This window comes from Paenibacillus sp. J22R3 (assembly GCF_056269305.1).
This window is the reverse complement of sequence record NZ_JBWDNS010000011.1, coordinates 1-24,521: the sequence shown is the minus strand read 5'-3', so window position 1 is coordinate 24,521 and position 24,521 is coordinate 1. Positions and strand designations below refer to the sequence as shown.

Genomic DNA, 24,521 nt, shown 5'->3' with positions numbered 1-24,521 from the left:
CCTAAGAAAATAATTTCTTAATGAAGAGTCCTCTTTTGGGACAACTCCAAGGCTGGAAAATAAGTGCAACTTTAATGACCGTATTTCGTTTTAACCTAAGTGGAAAAGTTTTCTTGATTTAAGATGAATAGCTAATACGGGTGTCAAGAAACAACGTGATCGCGGAGGAGGCTGTTAATGGATTACATTAGGGACTACGCCATGTATGCATCGGTATTTGGCATGTTTAGTTTTGCATGGTTTGGCTGGGCACAAGAGAATCCCAGAGCTAGCTGGCGAATATATCTGGGCATTGCATCGGGGATTGCGTTAGTAGTGTGCTTAACAGGAGTATATTTGAGCGTTACGAACTGGGATGCACCATCCGCTTTGAATGAGGTGTCCGCTTTCCGTAACTATTTGATTTCGTTTTATGGCGAATTTGTCCTGGCTGGCGTGGGTGCGTATATGTTGATCCGATCGAAGCGCAAGGCTTATGTCGCTCCATGGATCGCTTTTATCGTAGGCATTCATTTTATTAGCTTGAAAAGTGTCTTTGATGATCCCAGCTTATGGCTGCTGGCAGCGCTTATGGTTATCGTCTCGATTGTAGCCGTACTTGTAGCCCCTAGGCTCCAAGTGGCCAACAGCGCGATTACGGGTATTGGGGCCGGCACGGTATTATTCGCTTTTGCAATAGTAGGATTAATCCGATTTATTGCCTTGTAGCAATAAACGTAAACAACAAAGGAAGGCTGCCGAGCACAATTGCTCCGGCAGCCTTCCTTCGTATAATAGGATTTACACCCGTTTAATTGAATCCCGTACAATCAACGTGCTTTGCAGATACGTCGTCTTGCTCTGCGCGCTGTCATGCTTGATACGCCACAACATGCGGTGAACGGCTTCGGTCGCAAAATCATGTTTGCTGATATTCATCGAAGTCAGCGCAGGAGTAACACTCTGGCTCAGGTCCGTGTTGTCGAAACTGATGAGAGATACTTCGTCAGGCACGGAAATGCCTTCCTTTTGCAGCTTGAGCAGCAGCTTATAGGCAGCCATGTCACAGTGACATACGAATGCGGTGGGGAGCTCAGCCGGAAGCTGAAAGTCCATGACATAGGAATTGTTAATATCATTATTCACGATTCTCCAGCTCGGATTAATCTCAAGCTGATGATAGGTAAGGGCTTTAATATATCCACAGTAGCGGTCCATTACGCTGGTTGTGAATTGAGGATTGCCAACGAAGCCGATCCGCGTATGTCCGTTCTGGATCAGGTAATTCGTTACGGTATAACCGGCTTGATAGTTATCGGCCAGAATGCAGTCCAGTGTCATACCCGCCTTGTAGAAATCAATGACTACAATGGGAAATGGGCAGTCCAGCAGCACCTTCATGTAGTCTGCTTCTACCTCTCCTGCAACGAAAAGGCCGTCGAGCTCACTCTGGTCCTGAATGAGGGAGAGCGGAAGCGAGCCGTTCTGCTCCTGCTCGGGATCAAGAACATATAAGGATAGGCTGATATCCTTCCTAGCACATTCCTGATTGGTATAATAATAGATCTTCGTATAGAAGTTATCCGATTCCAGAAAGAATCGTTTAGGTACAATAAGTCCCAGTTTGGAGACGGCAGTAGAAGGTTTGACGTTCCCCTTCTTAATATATCCAAGCTCACGAGCAGATTGAACGATACGTTTCTTTAACTCATCGCTGACACCCGGCTGGTTATTTAGAGCTTTAGATACGCTCACTTTCGTAATGCCGAGCTGCGCGGCAATGGTATCTAGCGTAACTTTACCCACCTGCATGCGAATTTCCCCTAATAATGTCATTTTGACTGCTAACTAAATACTATAAAAAGTTACTTAACAAGTCAATTGTAAAGTTATAAGTTTCCAAGTGTCTTTCCTGTGTTTCGGCATAAAGTTACGATAAAGTAGGTTTTGAAGGTCACTTAACTTCAATAAAACCCGCACTATTACTAGGTTTAATGGCTGTTTCCAACAATTTACTGTTAAAATCGCCTCGAGAAAAATAACTTTATTTTAACCGTTGACAGGAAATAATAACCTAATTTATAATCGCTTACATAAGGTAATAAATTCCCCCTGAAACAACAGAGAAGTAATGGACAGGAGAGAGTGCCCTTGACGAAACCGAGGCGATCACCGAGTAACCCTATTATTCAACCTCAAAATGTTAACGCTTCCAATTCGGATATGGAGGTCATCGGGGTATTCAATGCAGGAGTTACCCGCTATCAAGATGAAACGATCCTGCTGCTCCGTGTTGCTGAACGTCCGATTAACGATAATCCCGAGGTTTACGTAGTACCCCTGTATCGTCCTTCCGAAGACCGCATCGAGCTGCATACGCTTGAACGCAAGCCGGAATATGATTTCTCCGATGTAAGAGTCATCCGCACGCCTGAACGAAATTATCTAACGTCTATCTCTCATTTAAGACTGGCGAGGAGCACAGACGGCATTCAGTTCACAATCGATTCTGAACCAACCCTTCTGCCCAGCAATTCCTATGAGAGCTATGGCATCGAAGACCCCCGCATTACTTTAATAGAAGACATCTATTACATAACCTACTCTGCAATCTCTGAATATGGCATCTGCACCTCCATGATCACAACCGAAGACTTCATTACCTTTACTAGACAAGGGAACATTTTTCACCCCGATAACAAAGACGTTGCGATCTTCCCGGCTTCGATTGGAGGCAGCTACTATGCGCTTCACCGTCCATCTTGCTCCCACTACGGACAACCGGAGATGTGGATTGCAGAATCCAGCGATCTCAAGCAATGGGGCAACCATCGTCACCTCATTGGCGTAAGGCAGGGCTTCTGGGATGACGGCCGAATTGGAGCCAGCGCAGTCCCGTTCGAAATCGAAGAGGGTTGGCTCGAAATCTATCACGGTGCGGACAAGTCCAATCGCTACTGCATCGGGGCGCTGCTGCTGGATAAGCATGAGCCATGGAAAGTCATTGCACGAAGTGTGGAGCCGATCATGGAGCCGGAGACGGACTATGAGCGGGAAGGATTTTTCGGGAATGTCATCTTCCCTTGCGGCGCTCTGCATGAGAATGGCCTGGTGAAGATCTACTACGGGGCAAGCGATACCTCGATCGGTTATGTAGAAATCTCAATAGAAGCAATTAGAGCCAACCTTGGGCTCAAGCAGCTGAATAATCAACTTTGAGTGTACACAAATGATAGACCAGAGGAGGAACAACCATGCCAGCTCCCATAACGCTTGAGCGGCAAACGCAGTCGAAGCCACCGACTGAGAGGAAGAAGAAAGACACGTTCTTACGAGAGATTATGAAGAACCGGTATCTGTACTTGCTCACTTTACCCGGTATTCTGTTCCTCATAGTGTTCAACTACTTACCCATGGCCGGGCTGTACATGTCATTCGTGGATTACAATCCGATGGCAGGACTGTATGGACTGAAGAGTGACTTCGTAGGGCTGATGAACTTCAAGTTCTTCTTTACCTCCAACGATTGGATAACGGTCACGATCAATACGATCTATCTGAACATCTTGTTCATCATTACCGGGCTTGCTGTCCAAATGTTTATGGCGATTGGTCTTAACGAGATTGGCAGCAAGACGGTGAAGAAGATCGCGCAATCCTTTATGTTTCTGCCGAACTTTATCTCATGGACGGTTATCTCGATCTTCTCGATCGCGCTATTCTCCACCGATGCGGGAGTTATCAATCATGTACTCGGTATTTTCGGACTAGAGCCTATCAATTATTATCAGGATGCTTCTTGGTGGCCGTTCATTCTCGTCATGCTTCGTCTGTGGAAGGGCGTTGGATTCGGTACCGTCATCTACTTGGCAACGATTAGCGGTTTGGATCAAGAGATGTACGAAGCGGCTCGCATTGACGGAGCCAACCGGTTCCAATCGATTACTCGCATTACACTGCCAATGCTGAAGACAACGACACTGATGCTGTTCATCTTGTCGATCGGCGGCATTTTCTACGGAGACTTCGGCATGATCTATGCACTTGTAGGCGATAATCCGGTACTTCGACCGACGACGGATGTCATTGATACGTACGTGTACCGCGCTCTTCGCATGAACAATGATATTGGAATGTCATCGGCAGTCGGCCTGTTCCAAGCCGTCGTCGGCTTCATCCTCGTACTCTCAGCTAATGGCATCACACGCAAGTTATCGAAGGATTCGGCACTGTTCTAAGGTCCGGCCTTGAAAGGAGGAATCGCCATGCACCACAAGACGATGGGGGACCGGACGCTGCTAACCGTCTTCTACGTAACCATCATCGGATTCGCGCTCATCTGTATGCTGCCACTGTGGATTGCGCTTGCCGCATCGTTCACCAATGAACTGGCACTGATTCGCAATGGCTACAGCTTATGGATATCGCAGTTCGATCTGACCGCATACAAGCTGATCTTCACAGGGACGCAGAGTGTTTACCGCGCTTATTCCGTTACAATCATCACGACCATCGGCGGCGTTATACTGACGCTCTTCCTTACGAGCTCGCTGGCCTACCCGCTGACGGTCAGCACCTTGAAGTACCGGAATCGCATCACATTCTTCACCTATGTGACGATGGTATTTAACGGTGGTTTGGTCCCGACGTACATTCTAACGACTCGCATGCTGCATTTGCATAACAACATCTGGGTACTGATTATCCCTGGTGCGTTGAATGGCTTTAACGTATTCCTAATGAAGAATTACTTCGCATCTTTGCCGGAGGCATTGTCCGAGTCAGCGAAGATCGACGGAGCAAGCGATATCTATATCTACTTCAAAATCATCCTGCCTCTGTCAGCGCCAATTCTTGCAACCATCGGTTTATTCTCGGCCATGGGGTATTGGAACGAATGGTTCCGAGTTCTCCTCTTCATCGATGATCAGAAGCTGTTTACGCTTCAATACTTGATCATGCGGCTGCAGCAGCAGGCTGAGTTTCTGAACTCCTCATTAAGCTCAGCGGCAAGGGCAGCGCTTGGCGGTGCAACGGTGCCGACCATCGGCATTCGAGTAGCGACAGCGATGGTATCGATCGGTCCGATTGTTTTGCTCTATCCGTTCCTTCAGAAGTATTTTATCAAGGGCTTAACGGTCGGAGCCGTTAAAGGATGAGAGAAGCTTGACCAGATTCATAGAGCGTTCGTTCAGGCTATTACCGGAAAGCCGGTTAGCATATAGCGTTCCAATCAGATCGAGAGGGGTATACAAATGAGAAAAAAGTTGCATAAAAACGCGGCGCTACTTGTTGCAGCGACATTGTCTCTTTCAGCATTAGCAGGTTGTTCAGGTAATTCAGAGGATAACGCCAATACGGCGAACACCACAAACAAGGCAGCCGAGACGAATACGGCGGCAACCAACAACACTTCAAACGCAGCTGAAACAACAGAGAGCACGGCTCCTGAAGAAGTGACGCTTGAATTCTACATGCCTTCTCCAACTGCGAACGTCAACGATCTGGAAGCCGTGCTCGACAAGTTCTACGAAGAAACGAAAGATACGCTCAATACGAAGATCCATTTCAACTTCACGACATTTGATGACATCGGCCAAAAGGTTTCCTTGAAGCTGGCAGCCGGCGAGCAAGTGGACAGCGTATTTACGGCGCAGTGGACGAATCCGAACATCAGCGCGATGATTTCGAAGGATCAGCTCGTCAATTTGGACTCTTACTTCAATAATGATAAATACCCGGGTCTGAAGAAAGCTTTCACACCGGAATATCTCAAGAACAACAGCTTCGCAGACAAAACAGGCAGCTCGCATGTCTATGGCATTCCGTTTACGCATGCGTTCAGTGGCGGCGCAACCATTTATTACCGCAAAGACATGGCTGAGAAGTACGGCATCGGCGAGATTAAATCACTGGCTGATCTGGAGAAGTTCTACGATGCAGTGCTTGCCAATGACAAAGGGATCGTTCCATTTACGTTCAATGGCAGCACCGATTACGTCTCCGATTTGCTGCTCACGATGACACAGCCGCTCACAGCAAAACATAACTACATGGTGAACATGGGCGGTACAAGCGTCAGCGTCGCCATTAAGCCGGACGGAACGGCTTATGCAGCGAAAACAATCGATGGCTACAGCGATCCGGAATTCCTGAAGCTGCTTCCTGAGCCGATGAATACAATGGATCCGCTTAAAGGGTTCAATATGGTTCGCGAATGGTACACGAAAGGTTACCTAGAGAAGGATATCTTGGCACAGAAGGATCCGGATGGCCAATTTATGTCCGGTAAGGCAGCATCCGTGTTCCGTACGCTTGATATTTACTCTTCGGAAAGCCAACAGCTGGAGACATCCATTCCAGGTGCGAAGATCGGTGCTTACGTCATTACACCGGGCCTTATGGATGGAACAGCAAAAGCAGTAGGAAGCGACTTTAAAGCGTGGAACTTTGCAGCTATTCCTGCAAATTCCAAGAACGTTGATCGCACGCTTGCTTTCTTTGACTGGTTGTTCGCGAGTCCAGAGAATCATGACCTGTTCGAGTTCGGTATTGCAGGCAAGCACTGGCAGGCGGAAGGGGATACGAAATACTCCTACCCGGCAACAGTTGATGCAGCAACGAACTACAACTTCCCGGGCTTCACGCTTACTTGGAACCCTACGATGGTTCGTTACGACAACAAAACACCGGATAATATTGTAACGATGCTCAACAACATGGGGGATACAAACTTCTTCTACAAGATGCCGAATGCCGGCTTCAGCTTCGTGCCTGACAGCGTGAAGACAGAAGTTGCGAAAGTAAGCGAGGTTCGCTCGCAGATGTACACCATTGGTCACGGCGTAGTGGACAATGCCGCAGGTAATCTAACTAAGATTCAGAAAGCACTCGATAAAGCAGGGTACCAGAAGGTAGTCGCTGAAGTTGAGAAACAATTTAATGAGTTCTTGAAAACAAATCCATACGAAGGTCAATAACATAAGCAAATCGCATGAAAAGGCGAATAGGCTCTCAGATTCTTGGGAGCCTGTTTGTTATTAATGAAGGGAAGCTGGGAGCTTCCCGAAGGAGGAGATTGATATGCTGAATCCGATCGTCAAACCAGGCGAATTTACGGAGCTTGACCGATTCATGTTTGAATCATGGGGGTATTTTGTCATTCCGAACGTCCTAAGTCCGGAGGAGATCGCGGCATGTCTGGAAGCTTCGCAGCGTCTGCATGCCGATCAGCCGAAGAAGGTTTCCCATCAGGTCGGCGAAGGTTATGCAAGCGAACCTGCATTGGAGCGGCTGATCGATCACCCGGCAGCGATGCCCAAGGTGCGCGGTCTATACGGCTCCGATAACATCATTCTGCAATCCGCATGGTGCACCGTTCAGCCTGCCGGCGGTAAGCATGGCGGCTGGCATCAGGATGGATCGAGCGCATTCGACTTTAAGCTGCTGGGGCATCCGATTCCGCTTCTTCAGCTTAGAGTCTCGTATTTGCTGACGGACCAAAGCGAGCCAGGTAAAGGAAACATGGAAATGATTCCGGGCAGTCATCGCAGCCGTGTGCCAATGCCGGATAGTGTCCGGAAGGGAACAGAGGAATGTCCGCTTCGGCATGTGGTCTGTGCACCCGCAGGTTCAGCATTGGTGTTTCATAACGCGGTTTGGCATCGTTCGCATGAGCATAACCACGACTATGACCGGTACACGATGCATTATATTTACAGCCCGCCTTGGCTCCGGTATTCCGACCGATTCGAGAATGATAGCGAACTTATGGAGCGAACAACGCCTCTGCGTCGCGGCCTCCTAGGTGATTTCGCCAAACCGGATTCGACTTATGCCGGCGGTTACAAGACGCCTCCCTACGAGGAGTAGCACTTTGCTTTACAGATAGAGGAGGTAAGTACGAATGGTAATGTTACACAAACATACAGCGCCGCAGAGCTGCGCGGAATTGCTGGAGCAGTTCGAACAGCAGTCCAGCGCCGGTGTTCAACCCGGGGTGCTGATTCAATTTGTAGGCGTCGGCCCTCGGGACGTCTACAATATTTCTGCGCCTTTCTTAGATAAAGGGGAACCCATTATCGCGGGACGTGTCGAGAGCCGTGAAACCGAACTGTCCGAAGTCGTCTTCTTCCATCAGCGTGGCGATTCGTGGATTCCGCATCCTTCGCATGCGCCATACGAACTGCAGGATCCGTTCTTCACCCGTATTAAGGGTGAGCTGATTTTCGGCGGCGTGAAGCTCGTCATGGATCCGGCCAACCCGGACAAAATCATCTCGTGGGTAACGGAGTTCTACCGGGGACAGGATATCGCAAGCTTGGCGCTGTTCTTGACGGGACCGAGTCATATGAAGGATGTGCGCCTTATTGAATTGGCGACCGGTGAAATCGGCGTCCTAACCAGACCGCAAGGCGAGAAGGGAGGCCGAGGCAAGATTGGTTTCTTCAAATGCGCCGGACTGGAAGACATTACGGCAGATCGAATTGCGGATGCGCCTGTATTTCAAGATCAATTCTTAGAATTGGAGTGGGGCGGAGCGAATGAACCACATCTGCTTTCCAATGGTCTGGTAGGCGTGCTGGGACATATTGCTTCCTTTGAAGGCGAGGACAGACATTATCAAGCGATGACGTTCGCCATTCATCCGGATACGTTCGAGAAAACACCGATGAAAATTATCGCAAGACGGTCCAGCTTTCCGAAGGGGGCAGCCAAACGGCCTGATCTGACGGATGTTATTTTTAGCGGGGGGATTGTGAGGAGGCCGAATGGTCTTGCTGATCTCTATGTAGGGGCGAGTGACGCCGAAGCTTATCGGATCGAGATCGGCGATCCTTTTCTGGAGTACGAACAGGTATAACTTGCGATAACTCTAAAGGTGAAAGGGGGCTCCATTTAATAGAAGGGGAAGTAGAGTGGGAGTTGGTTAGTAGGTGTGCAGGCATCCAAATCGGGAGGGTTATGTAAATGCTAAAGCGTGTGATTAGCTGTTCTCTGGTTGCTTCAATGGTTTGCTCCGTCTCCTTAACGGTCTTTCCGGATACGACTCATGCCGCACCGATTGGACAGGCGAGTATCGGTTACGTCGATTCACTGCCGAATCAGCCTGTGAATTACAGTATGATCGATTGGAATCAGCGGGCAAGGGATTTTGACTCCGTTGTCTTCGATTTCGCCTCTACCGGGACTTATAAGCCACTTGCATTATGGGATGCCACGCATCTGAATATGACGACGACAACCTTTAAGCTTCCTGCTTATGTCGGACCGACTAGCGTCATACCTGATGGCAAACAAGAGGCAATTGCAGGGATGGCAGCCGTTCTCGGCGGTGCACTTACGGGCATTAATAAGAGCAATCAGACCGGCAATGGCTACTCCAACGTCAATTTCGCAGATATGACAAGGACCTACTTCACTGCGGAAGGCATCATCAACAATAACCCGAATGCGGTCACGGCAGGCGAGGAGTTCTGGTATGTGCTCCTTCCTACGCTAACTTTTGCCGGCTTGGATTATCTGTATCCCTCTACTGCAATGGACGCCGCTTTACAGGGTACAGCGAATAAGTGGTATAACGCGATTGTGAACATGGGTGGAAGCAACGTAAATTATAATTACTTGGGTTATGATTTTGCGGCGAATGCTCCCTTTACCGGTAATCGCACGGAGCCGGATGCGGCAATAGGAGCGGGTTTGCTGCAATATTGGGCTTACAAGAAATTCGGAACGGCGAACTACTTGAACGCGGCCAAATGGAGCATGAACTTCCTGCAAAATCAAACGAGCAATCCATCCTACGAAGCGCTCGAATATTGGGGGCCGCTGCTGGCATCGCGGTTAAATGCGGAGCAAGGTGGAAGCTACGATGTGACCAAGATGATGAACTGGGCATTTGATGCGAATTCCAGCCATCGTCCTACTTGGGGAGGGCTCAAAGGAAGCTTCGGCAGTTATGCTATGGATGGACTGATGGGCTCCAATAATGACAATGGCGGCAATTATGCGTTTGCTATGAACACATTTGCAGCGGCGATGGGAATTGTTCCGGTAGCCAGATATGACCAGAGGTATGCGCGTGCAATCGGCAAATGGATGCTCAATGCGGCGAGTAATGCCAGACTCTATTATGGCGATCAAGTGGGATCGACCCTGCAGGACAGCGCATTTTGGACAGGCGACCCTAATCATGGCATTCCGTATGAAGGCTTGCGTTACCGCAAAATCGGAGACAGCACGAAGGCGCCGTTTGCTACCGGAGATCCTTTAACGTATGGCTGGCCTTATAATACGAACTTCGGGATTTACTCCGGTGCGCTCTCAGGTGTGTTTGGCGGGATCATTAAGACGACGAATATAAGCCAAATCCTGCAGCTCGATCTGCTGAAAACGGACTTCTTCCATGATTCGGCTTATGCTTCCTATCTGTACTATAATCCGTATACGACCAGCCAGACGGTATCGATTAACGTTGGGAGTACTGCTGTCGATATTTATGATGCGGTCAGCGATTCAATCCTCCAAACGAACGTTACCGGATCAAGATCGATAACGCTCCCAGCCGATTCGGCTGCTGTAATCGTATTGTCGCCGGCGAACGGAACCAAGACCTATAGCGGGAACAAAATTCTCATTAATAATGTGTTTGTGGGATACAGACCGTCCGCGAACTTAGCATTGGGAATGACAGCTACGGCAAGCTCGGTTCAGAACAATAACTTGGCTAACTATGTAACCGATGGAACGACGGCAACAAGATGGGAATCCGCTACGAGTGACCCGCAAACGATCTATGTGGATTTAGGTGCACCGAAGACGGTTGGCAGCGTCAAGCTGAATTGGGAGGCCGCTTACGCAAGCAGCTTCAAAATTCAAGTGTCGACGGATGCCACGAATTGGACGGATGTTTATACGACTACAACCGGTACCGGTGGAATCCAGAACATCACGTTCAACCCTGTGAACGCCAGGTATGTACGAATGAATGGAACGGCGCGGGGGACGACGTACGCCTATTCGATCTATGAGTTCGAGGTCTATGCGCCAACTAATCTGGCATTAGGGAAGACGGCAACGGCAAGCTCTGTACAGAATGGCAATGCAGCAAGCTATGTTACGGACGGAACGACGGCCACCAGATGGGAATCCGCAACAAGTGATCCGCAGTGGATCTACGTGGATCTTGGCTCATCGCAATCGGTAGCGAGGGCCATCATTAGATGGGAAGCCGCCTATGCCAGCAGCTTCAAAATCCAAACCTCCCCCGACGGCAACACGTGGACAGATAAGTATTCGACGACTACCGGAACAGGCGGCGTATCGAACGTTACCTTTGCCGCAACGAATGCCAAATTCGTGAGGATGTCCGGCACCGTGCGAGGAACCACCTATGCGTACTCCATTTATGATTTTGAAGTCTACGGCAACTAGGTCACGGCTTCATTGGCTTCGTTCATTTGGTAGCTGAGAATAGCAGCACTTCGCGTTTATGCGGAGTGCTGTTCTCGTTATTAGGTATTAAATTAATTTGGTCCTTGCAATTCTACGAAAATCCCAAACATCCTCCGGTGCACTTGAATAGAGTAATAGAGTAGTCAAGCTGTTGAGAGGGAGGAATGACGAATGGCTGTCAGCAAACAACAGATTTCAAAGTATTACGGTAAGAAGATCTATGTGGTCAAGAAGGACGGGACAGTAGTTACAGGAACACTGTCGTCAATTCAAGGTAACCGTGTGATTCTTACACAGGAAAAAGGCAAAACAGTTAAAGTGAAATTTCTTCTTCCATTGTTACTGTTCGATTTACTCGCAATTGGACTATTCACAGGGTTTGGCGGTTACGGCGGTTATTATGACGGATATGGCGGATACGGTGGATACGATTATTTCTATTAATGCATGAGTGGAGGCTCATCTTTCCGTGTTGTAGCGGAAAGGTGGGCTTTTCTTTTTAGCCTATCGTGCAAAATTGACGACCCTTCTACATAAAAGCCATCTACCAAGCTGTAACGGTTGTGACAGTGGCTATTTGGCTGGAAAAGCCCGTTTTTATTTTCTAACGGTTGCAAACGGGCCTATTTGGGCATTTTTCGATTGAAATCAAAGCTTATCCCGTGAATAACGATGCTCGCAACCGTTAGAATTTTAATAGGTGTTCCTTTCATAAAATAGCCACGCTGGCAACCGTTAAAGAATTCGACAGTCTCCCTCATATTTATATAAATACCACATAATGGTTGTTCGAGGAGTTGTTATATTGTATACTTCGCCAAAGGGGAGGGGATCGGTAATGAAGATTAGTTTGATTAGTCAGGAGATTGGTGAAGAATACAGAAGTTATTCTATTGAAGTGAAGAACACCGGTGTATTGGAGATTAGTGATCTACACTTTTATATGTATGATCCGATTATTACGACGAACGGTTCTAAAGGGAATCCTTTTAAAATTGAGGGGAATACTGATAGTAGTAGACCCATAAATCTGAAATCAGGAGAAAAGATTACATACTTAAATATGAAATAGAAGGAGAAGATCGTGATGGCTGCAGACTGGAGTCAAGTTGAGGAAGTGTTGAGGGATATTGAGGTCGTGGGACATGAAAATAATAAGCCTGTTTCCGTCATCGGTTTCGCCGAAGACTTGCGCTGCATTGGTATCGGTACGGATGCTGCGGTCTTTTATTACCCGAACACCCCAAATTACGCCTATAAAGTGTATTCCGCTCAGTCATTAGAGAAGAAGGAAGCGGAGGCCGAAATATACAAACGCTTAGAAGGATCACCGTACTTCGCTCAATGTTACGGTGCAGGACCTAACTATTTGGTATTAAGTTTTGAACAAGGTGTCACCCTATACGATTGTCTTCTGCAAGGTGTCCGTGTTCCGGAGCAAGTCATAGAAGACGTTGAACATGCCAGAGAGTTTGTCCGCAGTCTGGGACTGAACCCGAGGGATATTCATCTGAAAAATGTTCTTCTGCATGAAGGCAGGGGCAAAGTGCTTGATGTATCGGAATATATCAAGGAAGGTAACGATAGTCGGTGGGAGCACTTGGTGTGGACATATAAACATTTTTATCCCCTGATAAGTGAGGTACAGGTACCTCTATGGATCTTGGAGACCATAACGAACTGGTATAACCGGATTGATTCAGCAAGTTTTGGAATAGAAGACTTCTCTAAACGTGTGAGCCAGCTTTTCTTTGGGAAACGCAAGTGAGAGGGGACACCAACTGTCGGGGCACGCTAGCTCAAAAATGTAACACGATTGAAATGCTAACTTCATCTTGCTTTAATGAAGTCCGTCTATAATAAGTCTCAACCCCCTTTTAAAAATATACTTTAGACCCGCGGCCCGTTGCTGCGGGTCTCTTTTTTGCGCTTGGATGTAGAATAAGTGAAATTCTAGTGAGGTGAAGAACGAACGGGCAGTATTGTTCAATAAAAGGTGCAATGTTACACTGATTTAAGTGGGTTAAAATACCATAAATGGAGCGTGGAAACATGAAAATAAACCCTTTTGGATCAATAGGATCGCCTCTGCGCCAGGTGGTACCGGCTATTTACGAGAGTATTCGGTATTACCTGGAATAGAGATTATGACACCTATTGAAGGATAAGCATCATCGCTCATGAACGGGGGATTCGGCATATGGTTCTATCAAAGAAATACATCATAGTATATGGTTTTATTGGAGTTGTTTTAATTGCAATGATTGCTATTTATTTGTCTAATCGTACCAATAAACTTTATGGGAATGATATCGAATCCATACAGAAAGTGATTAAGACTTTTAAAGGTTATGAAGATAAATCAGTTGAGATTTTGGAGATAAAAGACATCAATGATGTACGGATCGTTGGCTTCTTATCCAATAATAATCCAGCCTATATTCGATTTACTAAAAACCATAAAGGCAATTATGAGTCGACAAATACCGAAGAACATACAGGTCAATCGTTTACTGCATTCTTAATCAACCTATCGAATGATGAGACCCGTAATTCAAAATTTATGATGATTACGAATCAGGAAAATGAAATTGCGAAAATGGAATTAGAGGTAAATAAACAAGTAATTGAACAAGCATTTCGTGTAAATCAAAAGTCTGTTACTTGGATTGATTTACCTAAAGATGATACCCTTGCATTCAAATATAAATATTACGATAAGGACGGGAAGCTTCTTAGCGATAATTAACTACAAAGGCTACGCGACAATTCCGCTAAATGCTAGCATAAATTTCACAGTGAGGTTGGAGGAGGGTTATGGCTATATTTATATTTATTGTGTGCATAATTCTAGTTTTAGGCGCGCTTAGAACAGACGTCATGATGAAGGAACAATTAAAGAATGATAAACGCATCATTGAAAGGCTTGATAGGTTAATTAATCTACAAAAAGATAAAAAAGAATGAACGATAACCTATCCGAAAAATATAGTCGTAAATAGCGGGGTATGATGATGAACAAACATTGGATTTGGCTGCTTGCCTTGGCGGTCGCTGCTTCATGGGTGGGCAACCTATGGTTTTATGAGAGTCAAAAAATAGATAAGCCGCTTTTCTTGAAACATTATTATGAGATGCCTGAATCACTGCTCCAACAAATGCGGTTCTATTATCTTACGAATAAGGACTCTTCACGCGAACCTTATCAGATCGAGCTAGCCGATGGCATTATGCTTCATGTTGAGCATATCGAAACAAGAGATGAGAAGGGAAGATTGCAGCTGCGGGAAGCAGTTTTGTCGCCTTCGTCGATCACAATCGGACAGCTTAAAGAACAGCTTATTATCGATCAACTTCGTGTCTATTACAACGACGGATTTGAAGATACGGTAGAGATCGGTAAATTGATTATTCATCCTGATAAACAAGCCCTCCCGCTGGAGTCAAATTTCACGAGAGGTTCCTCAGACGGCACTGGAGGAGACGGATACATAGCGCGCAGAGACGTTGAAATCACAGCCGTTTCGAATAGCTATACCGATTTGCTTGGAAGTGGGTTTGAATTGATGCTAAATAACGGCAGCGTAAAGGCGAGTGATTCCGGCGCTTTTCCTATTCAACTTCGCAAAGGTGACTCCTTCTCAATGAACTATCGCTTTCTGTTGCCAAAGGGGGATATACGTCAATTCGATGTTTTTCAACTCATGGTTGTTGCGGAAGACAAGAATGGCAATCCTGCAGGTGTTATGTACATCAACAAGCAGCCGGATTTATATGAGAAAGATCTATCTAAATACGTCCGTTTGAGAAAGGAGGAAGCATCGCTTTGAAAAACGCTTTTCTCCGTTTCTCTTGGGGTGTGGTAATCGTACTCATAGATTTTCGAATCGGTATGTTCGACATCCTTCCCGACATTGTCGGGTATGCGCTGATGTGGAATGCTGTAATCGGCCTGGGTCATTTTCGCAGCAATTATCTGAAAGCTCAGTGGCCCGCTGCTCTTCTTACTTTGTTCTCTGTTGCGGAAGTGGTGCCGTTCTTTGGCCAATCCGTTCACTCATTTGACGTCTCTCCTCCATGGTTGGCATATGGCAGCATGATGTTGTTTCTTCAATTGCTCTTGGTAAACTGGTTCCTTCTGGCACTATTCCAACACGCGATCGATACCGCAAATCACACCTTCGCTGAATCTGTTAACCGATGCCGTATGTTTGTTATCTTCGTTAATGTCGTATCGTTGATTAGTTTCCCATTTAGTATCAACTGGTCTCAAACTACAGTCATGCTGTGGTCTATCTTGATCCTAGGATTGGGCATTTTATCAGAACTGGCTCTGGTCTACATTTGCAGGCGCGCCGCTGCTTCGGTAGGTAAGTCTGATTAGAAGGCGAACTTGATGAATAAGGCGATGGCGAATGAATGATATTGTATGTTCATTGGATTCATAACTGCATACCAGAGATGGACGTACAGAAATAATAGAGGTGGTTAGAACAGTCTAGTAATTGAAAATGGAAGGAGCACGTAATATGAACACACAAGAACAAATAGAAAAGTATATTACCAGCCAACCTGAACCAAAACGTAGTGATATGCAAGCGTTGCACCGAATCATTCTGCAAATAATGCCAGAATGTAATTTATGGTTCTTGGATGGTAAAAACAATGAAAATAAAACGGTTTCCAATCCTAATATCGGATATGGAATTCACACCATAAAATATGCTGATGGAAAAACCAGAGAATTTTATCAAATTGGCATCAGTGCAAACAAAACCGGAATCTCTGTCTATATCCTTGGTATTGAAGATAAGAAATATTTAACCCTTACATACGGGGAAAAACTCGGCAAGGCGAGTGTGAGCGGATATTGTATTAAGTTCAAAACGCTAAAAGATATAAACATTAGTATACTTGAAGAGGCAATACGATTTGGGGTTGAGGCGACACGATAAAGTAACTCCAATATCCTGTATAAGGACTTTTTCATTAGATGTAAGAAGCCACTCCTGTTGAGGAGTGGCTTCTTTTTAACAGATTAGTTGTGCAGCTCAGACAACGAGACTACGCGTTTCTCAGCCACAGAAAGATAAGCGGCTTCCATGACTCTTGTCAAATCGGTTGCGAACTCGTTATTCTCATCAGGATGAGTATCATTCATTATATGGCCGACCCATTGCTCGATTGCAGTAGGCAAGTCAGAAAGATGGTCAATCGTTACCCACTCCTGTTGTTCCAGCTTGTTGCTGCGAACGCGAATCACGTCATCCGGTAATCCGTATAGAAGCGACCCTTCCGTGCCGTGAATTTCAATACAGAACGGGGAGTGAGGAGTGAGGTAGCCTGTTTCAAGAATACCGACAGCACCATTCTCATAACGAAGCGTTACGGTTGCATTGTCTTCTACTTCTTTGCCAGTTACGTAGCCGAAGCTGGCGGTAACACTTTGCGGCAACCCAAGAAGATAGCGTGTCAGATATACAGGGTGGCATCCCAGATCGATTAGGGCGCCGCCTTGGCATTGCTCAAGATTATAGAAATGATCAGGAAGCCAATTTCCAGTCGTTCCGTTGTGTGCGTTACGAACGCGGACTTGGGTCAGCTGGCCGAAGAGGCCTTTATCAATCAGCCCTTTAATCGTTGGTGTATAACGTTCGTTCAGTCGGAACATCGAAACCGTGAATTTGACTCCGGCTTCTCGTACAGCAGCTTTAATTTCATTAACTTCTTTCAGCGTAGCTGCAACCACTTTCTCTGTGAAAATATGTTTGCCTGCGCGAGCCGCCTTCACCATCACATCGCGATGCATATTTGTTGGCGCATCTACGACGACGGCATCGATATCTGTACGGGCAAGCAGCTCATCTAGATTAGCGATAAACGGTACGCCCAGTTGGTCTGCGATCTCCTGACCACGATCAGGAAGCTCGTCCCAAATAGCGGCTACCTCAAGGTTCGGATTGGCCTGCACTTGATTGGTGTAATCCCAGGCATGTACATGCCAATAGCTGAGCATGGCTACGCGAATCATTTTTAAATTCCTCCTAAGGGTTTGGATGATAAATTATTCTCCAGAAAGTGAAGCTGCTCAGGCGTTAGCAAGAAGTCTCCTGCCGCACAGCTGTCACGCACATACTCTTGTGTTTTCGATCCGATGATCGGAAAAACAGGGAAGGGCTGGGATGTCAAATAAGAGAGCGCGATAACGGTTCCGGTTGTCCCGAGCTCGCCGGCCAGCTGCTGTACGCGATCCAGAAGATCGAAACAGCGATCGTTGAAGAAGGTTCTCTCTACATGTTCTGCACTTCCTTGCGTTCCTGCTGCTTTCCCTCGCGCATACCGACCGCTGAAGAAACCGTTCGCCTGTGAGGAAAATGGGATAACGGCCATTCCGGATTCCTGATAATAGCTTCTATCTGAGTCAAGATCATCCTTCGCCGAGCCGGTATAATAACCAGCTAAATTCCAATAGGGCTGATTAGCTGCGAAGGGGGTAAGCCCATTAGCAGCTGCATAGCTTTGAGCTTGCTTAATCCGCTCCACTGTCCAGTGCGAGCAGCCGATCTGACGGATTTTACCTGCCTGCACTTGGCTGTGCAGAGTTTCCATAATTTCTTCAACGGGCCTGGTTGGCTCATCGCGATGCAGCCAGTATAGGTCGATATAGTCGATTTGGAGCAGCTTTAGACTCTCATCAATCTCTTCCAGAAGATCGTGTCGTCCAAGTCTTGCTTGATGAGGCGTTTCATCCTCGGGATGCCCACCTTTGGTGGCCAAAACAAGCTTGTCTCGGTTTCCCCGTTCCTGCATCCATTCGCCAAGCCGGATTTCGGTTAAGCTTCTTCCGACGCCTAGCCAGTTATCGTAATAATGCGCCGTATCGATAAAATTCCCGCCCAGCTCAACATACAGATCAAGCAGTCGAAATGCTTGCTCCCGAGGCATCCCTCCCCCGAAGCCGCCTGTACCCATGCAAATGACGGAAGCATTTAACCCTGTGCCTGGTATTTCCTTGTAACGCATGTCTATCCATACCTCCCCATATATACACACCTGAACAACCTTGAGATGACATGTTCCTGACGAAGTTGATTCATGTTGTAGAATGCCATGTTTTTCAAAAGATGACAATGTACAATAAAGCAATCAATTAGCGTGATGGTTATTGATAAAAAAGGATAATTGTTCCATGGAATATTTCGGTATAATGAAAACTGACAATATGGGCGAGGGTGGTGTCTAGCTATGGGGAATAATGCAACAGAATTAAGATTATCCGTAAGAAAATATAATGCCGAATCTGATTTGCAAATTAATATCGTTCCAGAAAGAACAGCATTGCTATTAGTTGATTGTGATGAATCATCGGCTGATAAACATGTTGTTGAGAACGAGATATACTCGGCACTTAGCATCGCGAGGGAATCGGGCATGAAAATTGTTTATCTATTCAACGCTATTTATGGGGTTGGGGGGCCAAATGATGTAACAACAAAGATTCATGGATTAGACTTTCTTGAAAATAGTTGGAAACCTATGATTCCTAAGTTTAATCCGGACATACAACCGCTCGATAATGAGGCAGTTATTCCAAAGTCGCATAAAGATGGATTCAATGGAACTGTGCTCGACTATTATCTAAAAACATGGAACATTGATACATTGATTACTGTTGGCTTCCATTTAAAATCGTGTTTATTCCATACTTGTGTAGGGGCTCGCCATCATAATTATCGTGTTGTGATGTTGAGAGATTGTACAAATTCAAGTGAATTCCCAGACACCATTGATGATAATAATCCCGAAGGCGGTTGGTTAAGGTTTGTATTTCTAAGAATATATGAAACCGATATTGGTTATACCTCGACCTCGTACGAATTGAAAAGTGCTTACTCTACTAAAGAGGGTCGATAGCTAAACGAACAAGGAGCAGATTGCTGGGTAGTAACTGTCCATTTGTTGAATGTTTATATAAGAATCCTGTTGCAAAACTTGAAAGGAAGAGAAAACATTGAAAAGTTTTCTTGAAAATAAAATTCAAGTATTTATTAATAAATTAATTTGGTTCACAATATTTTTTATCACATTTGATATGGCTAATTCTCAAATTACACATAGTAAATTTGAGTTTGAAGCTATAAAGATAATTAGCTTTGCAAGTTTTAAGAGGTGTTTTATGAGCCAGTCTTCGTTACAATATCATACTTTTATAAAAGAGATTTTGAATGATAAAACAGTATGGATAGTGAAAGATGAGCAGTGGACTTTCAAAACAAATGGCTAACAATTGCTCGTTCCCAACCCCTTAAAATATAAACACTTTAGACCCGCAGCCCGTTGCTGCGGGTCTAAAGTGTTTCATTGAAGTAACGGGAGGTTAGCGTAACAATTTCCAAACGTTTACGTCTAAATAGTGGAAGAAAGGAGATATAAAATGGAGCTTCTTGTTGCAATGATGATATCATCCTTCATTATATCAATAGTTGTTGTTTTAGTGCGGAGATATAAAAGAGGAATGTGGGCAGAATATAATTCTAAAAATACTGGTCTGATTGTTATCGCGATTGGTTTACTTTTTAATTTATATCTCTTATGGAGAAATTAGGACAACTCTACTAAGGATGTAAATGCGTCTTTTGTAACATTATCGACAGAAAACTTCCATCTACAGTGGAGTATGAGGATGAACAAGTCATCGTATTCCATTGTAAGGTCCACACCGCCCCTATCCACTTGTTAGCCGTCCCCAAAAAACATATTTCAACTGTGATGGACGTAGAAGAATCAGTATTCTAACGGGAAACGATAGTTTAAAAAGAAACAGTTAGCGCGAACGTGTAACAATATTTTCATTGGGCAGGAGCAGAAAATCTCGTCCCGGATCGGGGCGAGGATGAACCTATGGAACCGGAATAACACAGACTGAACGACCCATTTTTCGAAATGATCAACTTCTGTATTCCTTTGGGGAATGATATGAAACTAAGAAAGCCAACAAGAGGAAACCTGCTGCAAATGGCGGTTCCTCTTTTTTTATTGAGCTAACTGTTCATCATCTTTTTTGCTGATACAGGGTCTGTTTTACTTGCTCCAACAGGATGGGTTCTGGAGGAGAAGTTGCGTGAATCTGTTACTATACGTACTTTCATTGTTTTTGCACGTTCACTTATTCTTGTAGTTGATTCAAGTGATAATCGTATTGTAGGGATAGATATTTACGCATAGCCGATTGAACTAACGAGGAACGAAAGCTCATGGCGAAAAGAAGACAATGGAGTTCAACAAAAAGGATGGCATATCGAATGTGCCATCCTTTTTGTTTTAAAGAATGGGATGTGCCCAAATCACATCTAACAACACTTGCCTGTCTTTTGTATCTGCTCCAAACATTCTGTCCAGTTAAGACTTTTGCTGCTTATACAGTTGTCTAGAAGCTGAATCATCGAATCAACATGATTCTTTTTATCTTCTAGTTCGAATCGTTTATTCTTTGCCAATTGCTCCCACTGGTCAGAAATAGGACTATCTGCTTCATAGCCCTCTAATAGTACCGCAATTTCCTGAATGTGAAATCCTGTCTGCTGAGCGACTTTAATAAAGTTGATGCGTTCAAGCAACCTTGAGTCATACCGGCGTTGACCGTTTTTTCGATCGGGGGAGGGCAATAAACCAATTGACTCATAGTACCTCAGAGTCGATGCGGCCACATTAGCCTTTGCAGCTAATTGGCCAATACTAAGCTCATTCATCTCATTCACCCCTTGACTTAAAGTTGACTTTAAGTTTTATGATTGAAATAGTGATATTATTCGAGGCTTAAGAAAATGCATAAGTAATTATGGAGAACGAGGAGGGAGTTATATGGACAAAATCTCCATACAAGTTTATTGCTCACGTTGTCATGAAATAAGATGGATAACCGCCTATCCAGATGAATATAAATATTTCGGACCAAACACTTATCCAGCTGCAATTTGCTTGGATTGCAGAGAAGATATTGAAAGGAAATTGCAAGATTACCTGGAAAAAGAAAACAACAAAAGTTAATCTAGGGACACAAATCCACTTACATAATGTATGGAGTGAAAGCTTGATGAATCAAGCTTTTTTTTATCATCTATTTCGCACGTAGGAATCGCATCTTTTTATCCATAGCATAAGGCATCCGTATAAAGGACTCTATTTAACTACTTTTTTGGGTGCAAAGTGTCCAAGCTATAGTATGAAATATACATATAATAACTAATACCAACTTCCAAAAAAAGGATATTTATTTCTTATTAAGTCTGACGTAAAGAGGGGGGAATGAATGCCACTATTATCAACCGGTCCAATTACAAATGAACCTGTAGATGGGATGAGACCGACTCAACAAGTCACGATAAAAGTGAATAACCGCGATCCTGTTAATTATTCTATCGTTCTACTAGAGGGTTATGTTTTATACGGTACCCGGTCATTGTATGTACAGGAGTTGTTCTCCATCCAACCTAATGCAGTTATTACAAAAAACTATCCAGCAAATTATGACACATTCCAATTCGTTTTTACAACAAGTGGTCCAGCAGTAGACAGTACCGAAATTTCTTTCTGGGGAAAAAAATTATCCGGACAGTTAGTAGCAGTCCAACGTCTTGTATCAAATGAACTTCAAGACTAACGTGAAGAAGGGATGAATGAATGGCATTATTATCAACCGGTCCAATTACAAACGAACCTGTAGATGGGATGCGACCAACTCAACAAGTCACGATAAAAATGGATAATCGCGATCCTGTTAATTACTCTATCGTTCTACTAGAGGGTTTTGTTTTATACGGTACTCGGTCATTGTATGTGCAGGAATTGTTCTCCATCCAACCTGATGCAGTTGTTACAAAAAACTATTCGGCAAATTATGACGCATTCCAATTCGTTTTTACAACAAGTGGTCCGGCAGCAGACAGTACTGAAATTTCCTTTTGGGGAAAAGATCTAACCGGACAGTTAGTAACGGCTCATCGTCTTGTATCAGATGAACTTTTGGGATCAGGAACCGGAGCAACCGGTACCCTATCGGTTAATCGTATTTATGTGACTAACTTCAATAGTAATAGTGTATCCGTAATAGATGGGATAACGAATGCGGTCATTGCTACCGTTCCGGTTGGCATTAGTCCCGCGGGTATAGACGTTAATTCGTTAACCAATCGAATCTATGTTGCGAATGTAAACAGCAGTGAAGTTTCCGTTATTGATGGAAATTCCAATACTGTAATCGCCACCATACCCGCAGGGGATGGATCCGGGGATGTGACTGTCAATCCAGCTACGAACGCGATTTATACTGCGAATTTCAATAGTAATGACGTCACGGAGATTGAAGGCTTGACTAATACCGAGGTGACCACCTTTACACCTGTGGGAGGAAGCCCTTTTCCTACGGGGATAGCTGTCAATCCGTTGACCAATCTGATATATATCGCGAATTTCAATTCCGATATCGTAACTGTGGTCGATGGCACGACGAATACGGTAATCGTCAACATTCCAGTTGGGGTTAATCCATTCCGTGTAGGAGTCGATCCGGCTACAAATCTAATTTATGTTTCGAATTTCACCAGTAACTTTGTATCCGTTATTAGTGGAGCTACCAATCTCGTAGTCGCTAGTATTCCGGTCGGGATTTCTCCAGGTGAAGTAGGGGTTAATTCCTCGACGAATGCGATCTACGTCCCCAATCGAGATTCGGATAACGTATCGGTAATAAGCGGACTAACGAATACCGTTATCGACACGATTATTGTTGGAAATAATCCGAATGGGGTAGGAGTAAATCCAATAACGAATCGGATCTATGTCACTAATCAAGATGATAATAATGTGTCTGTGATCGATGGTGTAACCCAAGCGGTAATTGCTACGATCCCGACAGGGGCACGTCCATACGCGATAGGCGTAAATCCTTAGGAACTTTCGATGGGGTGGTGATTCGTATGAAGGAAGTTCAAACGATGAGTGAATTATGGGAACTGGTGTCCAATCTAACAATAGAAAATTCGGTATGCCAAGTCTTGATCCCCGGAATTGGAACATTCGCAATCGTATTGCAAGAGGTGAACAACCAATACGATTTAGTTATTTTAGATGAAGAGAAGGAACTGCTCAACATGTCGGCATCCGAACTTTCGAGAAATCCATATCTGTTAAATTGAAGAATGGGCTCATTGTTTTTCATTAAAGTAACAGGCTACAGATATCTCTATTATTCTTTGTGTCCAAGCACTTAAACTTTCTATGAATAGATTAGGATAAAAAAGAAAGCGAGCTGTGCACAGAAAATGTCTACTCAATTTTTGGATTCACGTCTATCGTTAAATAATACGTCTAGTACTGGCACTGCAATTTTAACAGCAACTCCCACTTTATTTGGTGATATTGGACTACAAACTGTTCACGCTATAGGGACCCCAAACGTAAATGATGTTCGTATTCAACTTTGGGGAATGGTTGGGGTCAATAGAAGTGCAACAAACACAGTCAACATCCTTATCGAAAGGGGAGGTACTGGTGTATTCGGTACAGGAATTCTCATCTTCTCTTCGAATATTGAATTAACTGCTGGCCCAGGCTCCAGAGACTTGACATTTGTTACTGGCGATTTCCCTCCAGTAACTGATGTTGTAACTGGTCAGATTCGGTATACAATGTATTTGTCAAGTGATGAACCAACTGCTGTAACTCTTACAGGTCCAGTAACTTTTACTGGTTCAGCTTGTGCAGGCACATCTTAAACTAAAAACGATAGTTGAGGAGCTTTGCCCACGTAGCAGCTCCTTTTTCATTTGTTGAACGATCTCTTTGATTATGGCGAGTTTATCTTCAGCAACGTATTGAATTTATAGACATGAAAAAATGCTCCCTTCCTAGCAGCAGGTTGTTATTATTTCACCTGTCTACTATTTGGGGAGCATATCAACAATCGGCAGCCTGTTGTGCTAAACCAGCTAATATCTTGTCAACATTTTTCATTAGAAGCTTGAAAAAATACTGCTATACTAGAATCTAAGCATTACAAATAACCCTCCGAATTTATATTGGAAGGTTTT

At 44.8% G+C, this 24,521-nt stretch carries 27 protein-coding genes and 1 pseudogene; 24 read left to right on the top strand and 4 right to left on the bottom strand.

The features are described 5' to 3' along the window. The first annotated feature begins 177 nt into the window (after positions 1 to 177). Complete coding sequence (locus AC0YN4_RS29505; RefSeq protein WP_475837465.1) at positions 178 to 708, top strand: hypothetical protein; 531 nt, start codon at positions 178 to 180, stop codon at positions 706 to 708. A 72-nt stretch (positions 709 to 780) separates the two neighbouring features. Here AC0YN4_RS29505 and AC0YN4_RS29500 read toward each other — a convergent pair whose 3' ends face one another. After that, positions 781 to 1,791, bottom strand: a complete 1,011-nt coding sequence (locus AC0YN4_RS29500) for a LacI family DNA-binding transcriptional regulator (RefSeq protein WP_475837464.1) — start codon at positions 1,789 to 1,791, stop codon at positions 781 to 783. A gap of 339 nt (positions 1,792 to 2,130) precedes the next feature. On the opposite strand from AC0YN4_RS29500, the gene AC0YN4_RS29495 reads away from it, so the two are divergent. The 15 genes from AC0YN4_RS29495 to AC0YN4_RS29425 all read left to right on the top strand — a co-directional run bounded on the left by AC0YN4_RS29495 (position 2,131) and on the right by AC0YN4_RS29425 (position 16,388). After that, positions 2,131 to 3,198, top strand: coding sequence for a glycoside hydrolase family 130 protein (locus AC0YN4_RS29495; protein WP_475837463.1), 1,068 nt, complete (start codon positions 2,131 to 2,133; stop codon positions 3,196 to 3,198). 35 nt (positions 3,199 to 3,233) lie between these two features. Next, positions 3,234 to 4,217: an ABC transporter permease gene (locus AC0YN4_RS29490; protein WP_475784510.1), complete on the top strand. Its 984-nt coding sequence runs from the start codon at positions 3,234 to 3,236 to the stop codon at positions 4,215 to 4,217. 27 nt (positions 4,218 to 4,244) lie between these two features. Next, positions 4,245 to 5,138, top strand: coding sequence for a carbohydrate ABC transporter permease (locus tag AC0YN4_RS29485; protein ID WP_090980804.1), 894 nt, complete (start codon positions 4,245 to 4,247; stop codon positions 5,136 to 5,138). A gap of 96 nt (positions 5,139 to 5,234) precedes the next feature. After that, positions 5,235 to 6,959: an ABC transporter substrate-binding protein gene (locus AC0YN4_RS29480; protein WP_475784509.1), complete on the top strand. Its 1,725-nt coding sequence runs from the start codon at positions 5,235 to 5,237 to the stop codon at positions 6,957 to 6,959. A gap of 103 nt (positions 6,960 to 7,062) precedes the next feature. Beyond that, complete coding sequence (locus tag AC0YN4_RS29475; RefSeq protein ID WP_475837462.1) at positions 7,063 to 7,851, top strand: phytanoyl-CoA dioxygenase family protein; 789 nt, start codon at positions 7,063 to 7,065, stop codon at positions 7,849 to 7,851. Between the two features lie 34 nt (positions 7,852 to 7,885). Next, a complete protein-coding gene (locus tag AC0YN4_RS29470; RefSeq protein WP_475837461.1) occupies positions 7,886 to 8,842 on the top strand; it encodes a DUF1861 family protein in 957 nt (318 codons plus the stop codon). Positions 8,843 to 8,949: 107 nt separating this feature from the next. Further along, positions 8,950 to 11,412, top strand: coding sequence for a discoidin domain-containing protein (locus AC0YN4_RS29465; protein ID WP_475784506.1), 2,463 nt, complete (start codon positions 8,950 to 8,952; stop codon positions 11,410 to 11,412). 192 nt (positions 11,413 to 11,604) lie between these two features. Next, positions 11,605 to 11,877, top strand: a complete 273-nt coding sequence (locus AC0YN4_RS29460; RefSeq protein WP_475784505.1) for a hypothetical protein — start codon at positions 11,605 to 11,607, stop codon at positions 11,875 to 11,877. A gap of 394 nt (positions 11,878 to 12,271) precedes the next feature. After that, positions 12,272 to 12,505, top strand: a complete 234-nt coding sequence (locus AC0YN4_RS29455; RefSeq protein ID WP_475837460.1) for a hypothetical protein — start codon at positions 12,272 to 12,274, stop codon at positions 12,503 to 12,505. Positions 12,506 to 12,520: 15 nt separating this feature from the next. Then, a complete protein-coding gene (locus AC0YN4_RS29450; RefSeq protein ID WP_475837459.1) occupies positions 12,521 to 13,201 on the top strand; it encodes a serine/threonine protein kinase in 681 nt (226 codons plus the stop codon). Between the two features lie 432 nt (positions 13,202 to 13,633). Further along, complete coding sequence (locus AC0YN4_RS29445) at positions 13,634 to 14,182, top strand: hypothetical protein (protein WP_475837458.1); 549 nt, start codon at positions 13,634 to 13,636, stop codon at positions 14,180 to 14,182. Positions 14,183 to 14,250: 68 nt separating this feature from the next. After that, a complete protein-coding gene (locus AC0YN4_RS29440) occupies positions 14,251 to 14,400 on the top strand; it encodes a hypothetical protein (RefSeq protein ID WP_475784828.1) in 150 nt (49 codons plus the stop codon). 47 nt (positions 14,401 to 14,447) lie between these two features. Next, complete coding sequence (locus AC0YN4_RS29435) at positions 14,448 to 15,263, top strand: hypothetical protein (protein ID WP_475837457.1); 816 nt, start codon at positions 14,448 to 14,450, stop codon at positions 15,261 to 15,263. Further along, the gene (locus tag AC0YN4_RS29430; RefSeq protein WP_475784830.1) at positions 15,260 to 15,817 is read left to right on the top strand and encodes a hypothetical protein; all 558 of its coding nucleotides are present in this window, start codon (positions 15,260 to 15,262) and stop codon (positions 15,815 to 15,817) included. The genes AC0YN4_RS29435 and AC0YN4_RS29430 overlap by 4 nt, the downstream gene beginning before the upstream one ends. Positions 15,818 to 15,962: 145 nt before the next feature. Continuing rightward, positions 15,963 to 16,388 carry a DUF1801 domain-containing protein gene (locus tag AC0YN4_RS29425; protein ID WP_475837456.1) on the top strand — a complete coding sequence of 142 codons (426 nt, stop codon included), beginning with the start codon at positions 15,963 to 15,965 and terminating at the stop codon, positions 16,386 to 16,388. Between the two features lie 83 nt (positions 16,389 to 16,471). Here the strand turns inward: AC0YN4_RS29425 and AC0YN4_RS29420 are convergent, their stop codons facing one another. Both AC0YN4_RS29420 and AC0YN4_RS29415 read right to left on the bottom strand, forming a co-directional pair. Then, on the bottom strand, positions 16,472 to 17,464 hold the full coding sequence (locus AC0YN4_RS29420) for a Gfo/Idh/MocA family protein (RefSeq protein ID WP_475784832.1): 993 nt from the start codon (positions 17,462 to 17,464) through the stop codon (positions 16,472 to 16,474). 2 nt (positions 17,465 to 17,466) lie between these two features. Beyond that, complete coding sequence (locus AC0YN4_RS29415; protein WP_475837455.1) at positions 17,467 to 18,456, bottom strand: aldo/keto reductase; 990 nt, start codon at positions 18,454 to 18,456, stop codon at positions 17,467 to 17,469. 222 nt (positions 18,457 to 18,678) lie between these two features. Between AC0YN4_RS29415 and AC0YN4_RS29410 the strand changes: the two genes are divergently transcribed. The 3 genes and pseudogenes from AC0YN4_RS29410 to AC0YN4_RS29400 form a co-directional block, all read left to right on the top strand. Continuing rightward, positions 18,679 to 19,347 (top strand): cysteine hydrolase family protein, encoded by a 669-nt coding sequence (locus AC0YN4_RS29410; RefSeq protein WP_475837454.1) that lies wholly within the window; start codon positions 18,679 to 18,681, stop codon positions 19,345 to 19,347. Between the two features lie 97 nt (positions 19,348 to 19,444). Next, positions 19,445 to 19,717, top strand: a complete 273-nt coding sequence (locus AC0YN4_RS29405; protein WP_475837453.1) for a hypothetical protein — start codon at positions 19,445 to 19,447, stop codon at positions 19,715 to 19,717. 353 nt (positions 19,718 to 20,070) lie between these two features. Next, positions 20,071 to 20,229: pseudogene (locus AC0YN4_RS29400) on the top strand (HIT domain-containing protein); the annotation flags it as partial. Positions 20,230 to 20,783: 554 nt separating this feature from the next. Here AC0YN4_RS29400 and AC0YN4_RS29395 read toward each other — a convergent pair. Then, on the bottom strand, positions 20,784 to 21,182 hold the full coding sequence (locus AC0YN4_RS29395) for a MerR family transcriptional regulator (RefSeq protein ID WP_475784836.1): 399 nt from the start codon (positions 21,180 to 21,182) through the stop codon (positions 20,784 to 20,786). A gap of 112 nt (positions 21,183 to 21,294) precedes the next feature. On the opposite strand from AC0YN4_RS29395, the gene AC0YN4_RS29390 reads away from it, so the two are divergent. The 5 genes from AC0YN4_RS29390 (at position 21,295) to AC0YN4_RS29370 (ending at position 24,206) form a co-directional block, all read left to right on the top strand. After that, a complete protein-coding gene (locus AC0YN4_RS29390) occupies positions 21,295 to 21,480 on the top strand; it encodes a hypothetical protein (RefSeq protein ID WP_475784837.1) in 186 nt (61 codons plus the stop codon). A 262-nt stretch (positions 21,481 to 21,742) separates the two neighbouring features. Beyond that, complete coding sequence (locus AC0YN4_RS29385; RefSeq protein WP_475784838.1) at positions 21,743 to 22,093, top strand: hypothetical protein; 351 nt, start codon at positions 21,743 to 21,745, stop codon at positions 22,091 to 22,093. Between the two features lie 176 nt (positions 22,094 to 22,269). Next, positions 22,270 to 23,382, top strand: coding sequence for a beta-propeller fold lactonase family protein (locus AC0YN4_RS29380; RefSeq protein ID WP_475837452.1), 1,113 nt, complete (start codon positions 22,270 to 22,272; stop codon positions 23,380 to 23,382). Positions 23,383 to 23,408: 26 nt separating this feature from the next. Then, a complete protein-coding gene (locus tag AC0YN4_RS29375) occupies positions 23,409 to 23,627 on the top strand; it encodes a hypothetical protein (RefSeq protein WP_475837451.1) in 219 nt (72 codons plus the stop codon). A 126-nt stretch (positions 23,628 to 23,753) separates the two neighbouring features. Next, a complete protein-coding gene (locus AC0YN4_RS29370; protein ID WP_475784841.1) occupies positions 23,754 to 24,206 on the top strand; it encodes a hypothetical protein in 453 nt (150 codons plus the stop codon). Positions 24,207 to 24,521: the final 315 nt, after the last annotated feature.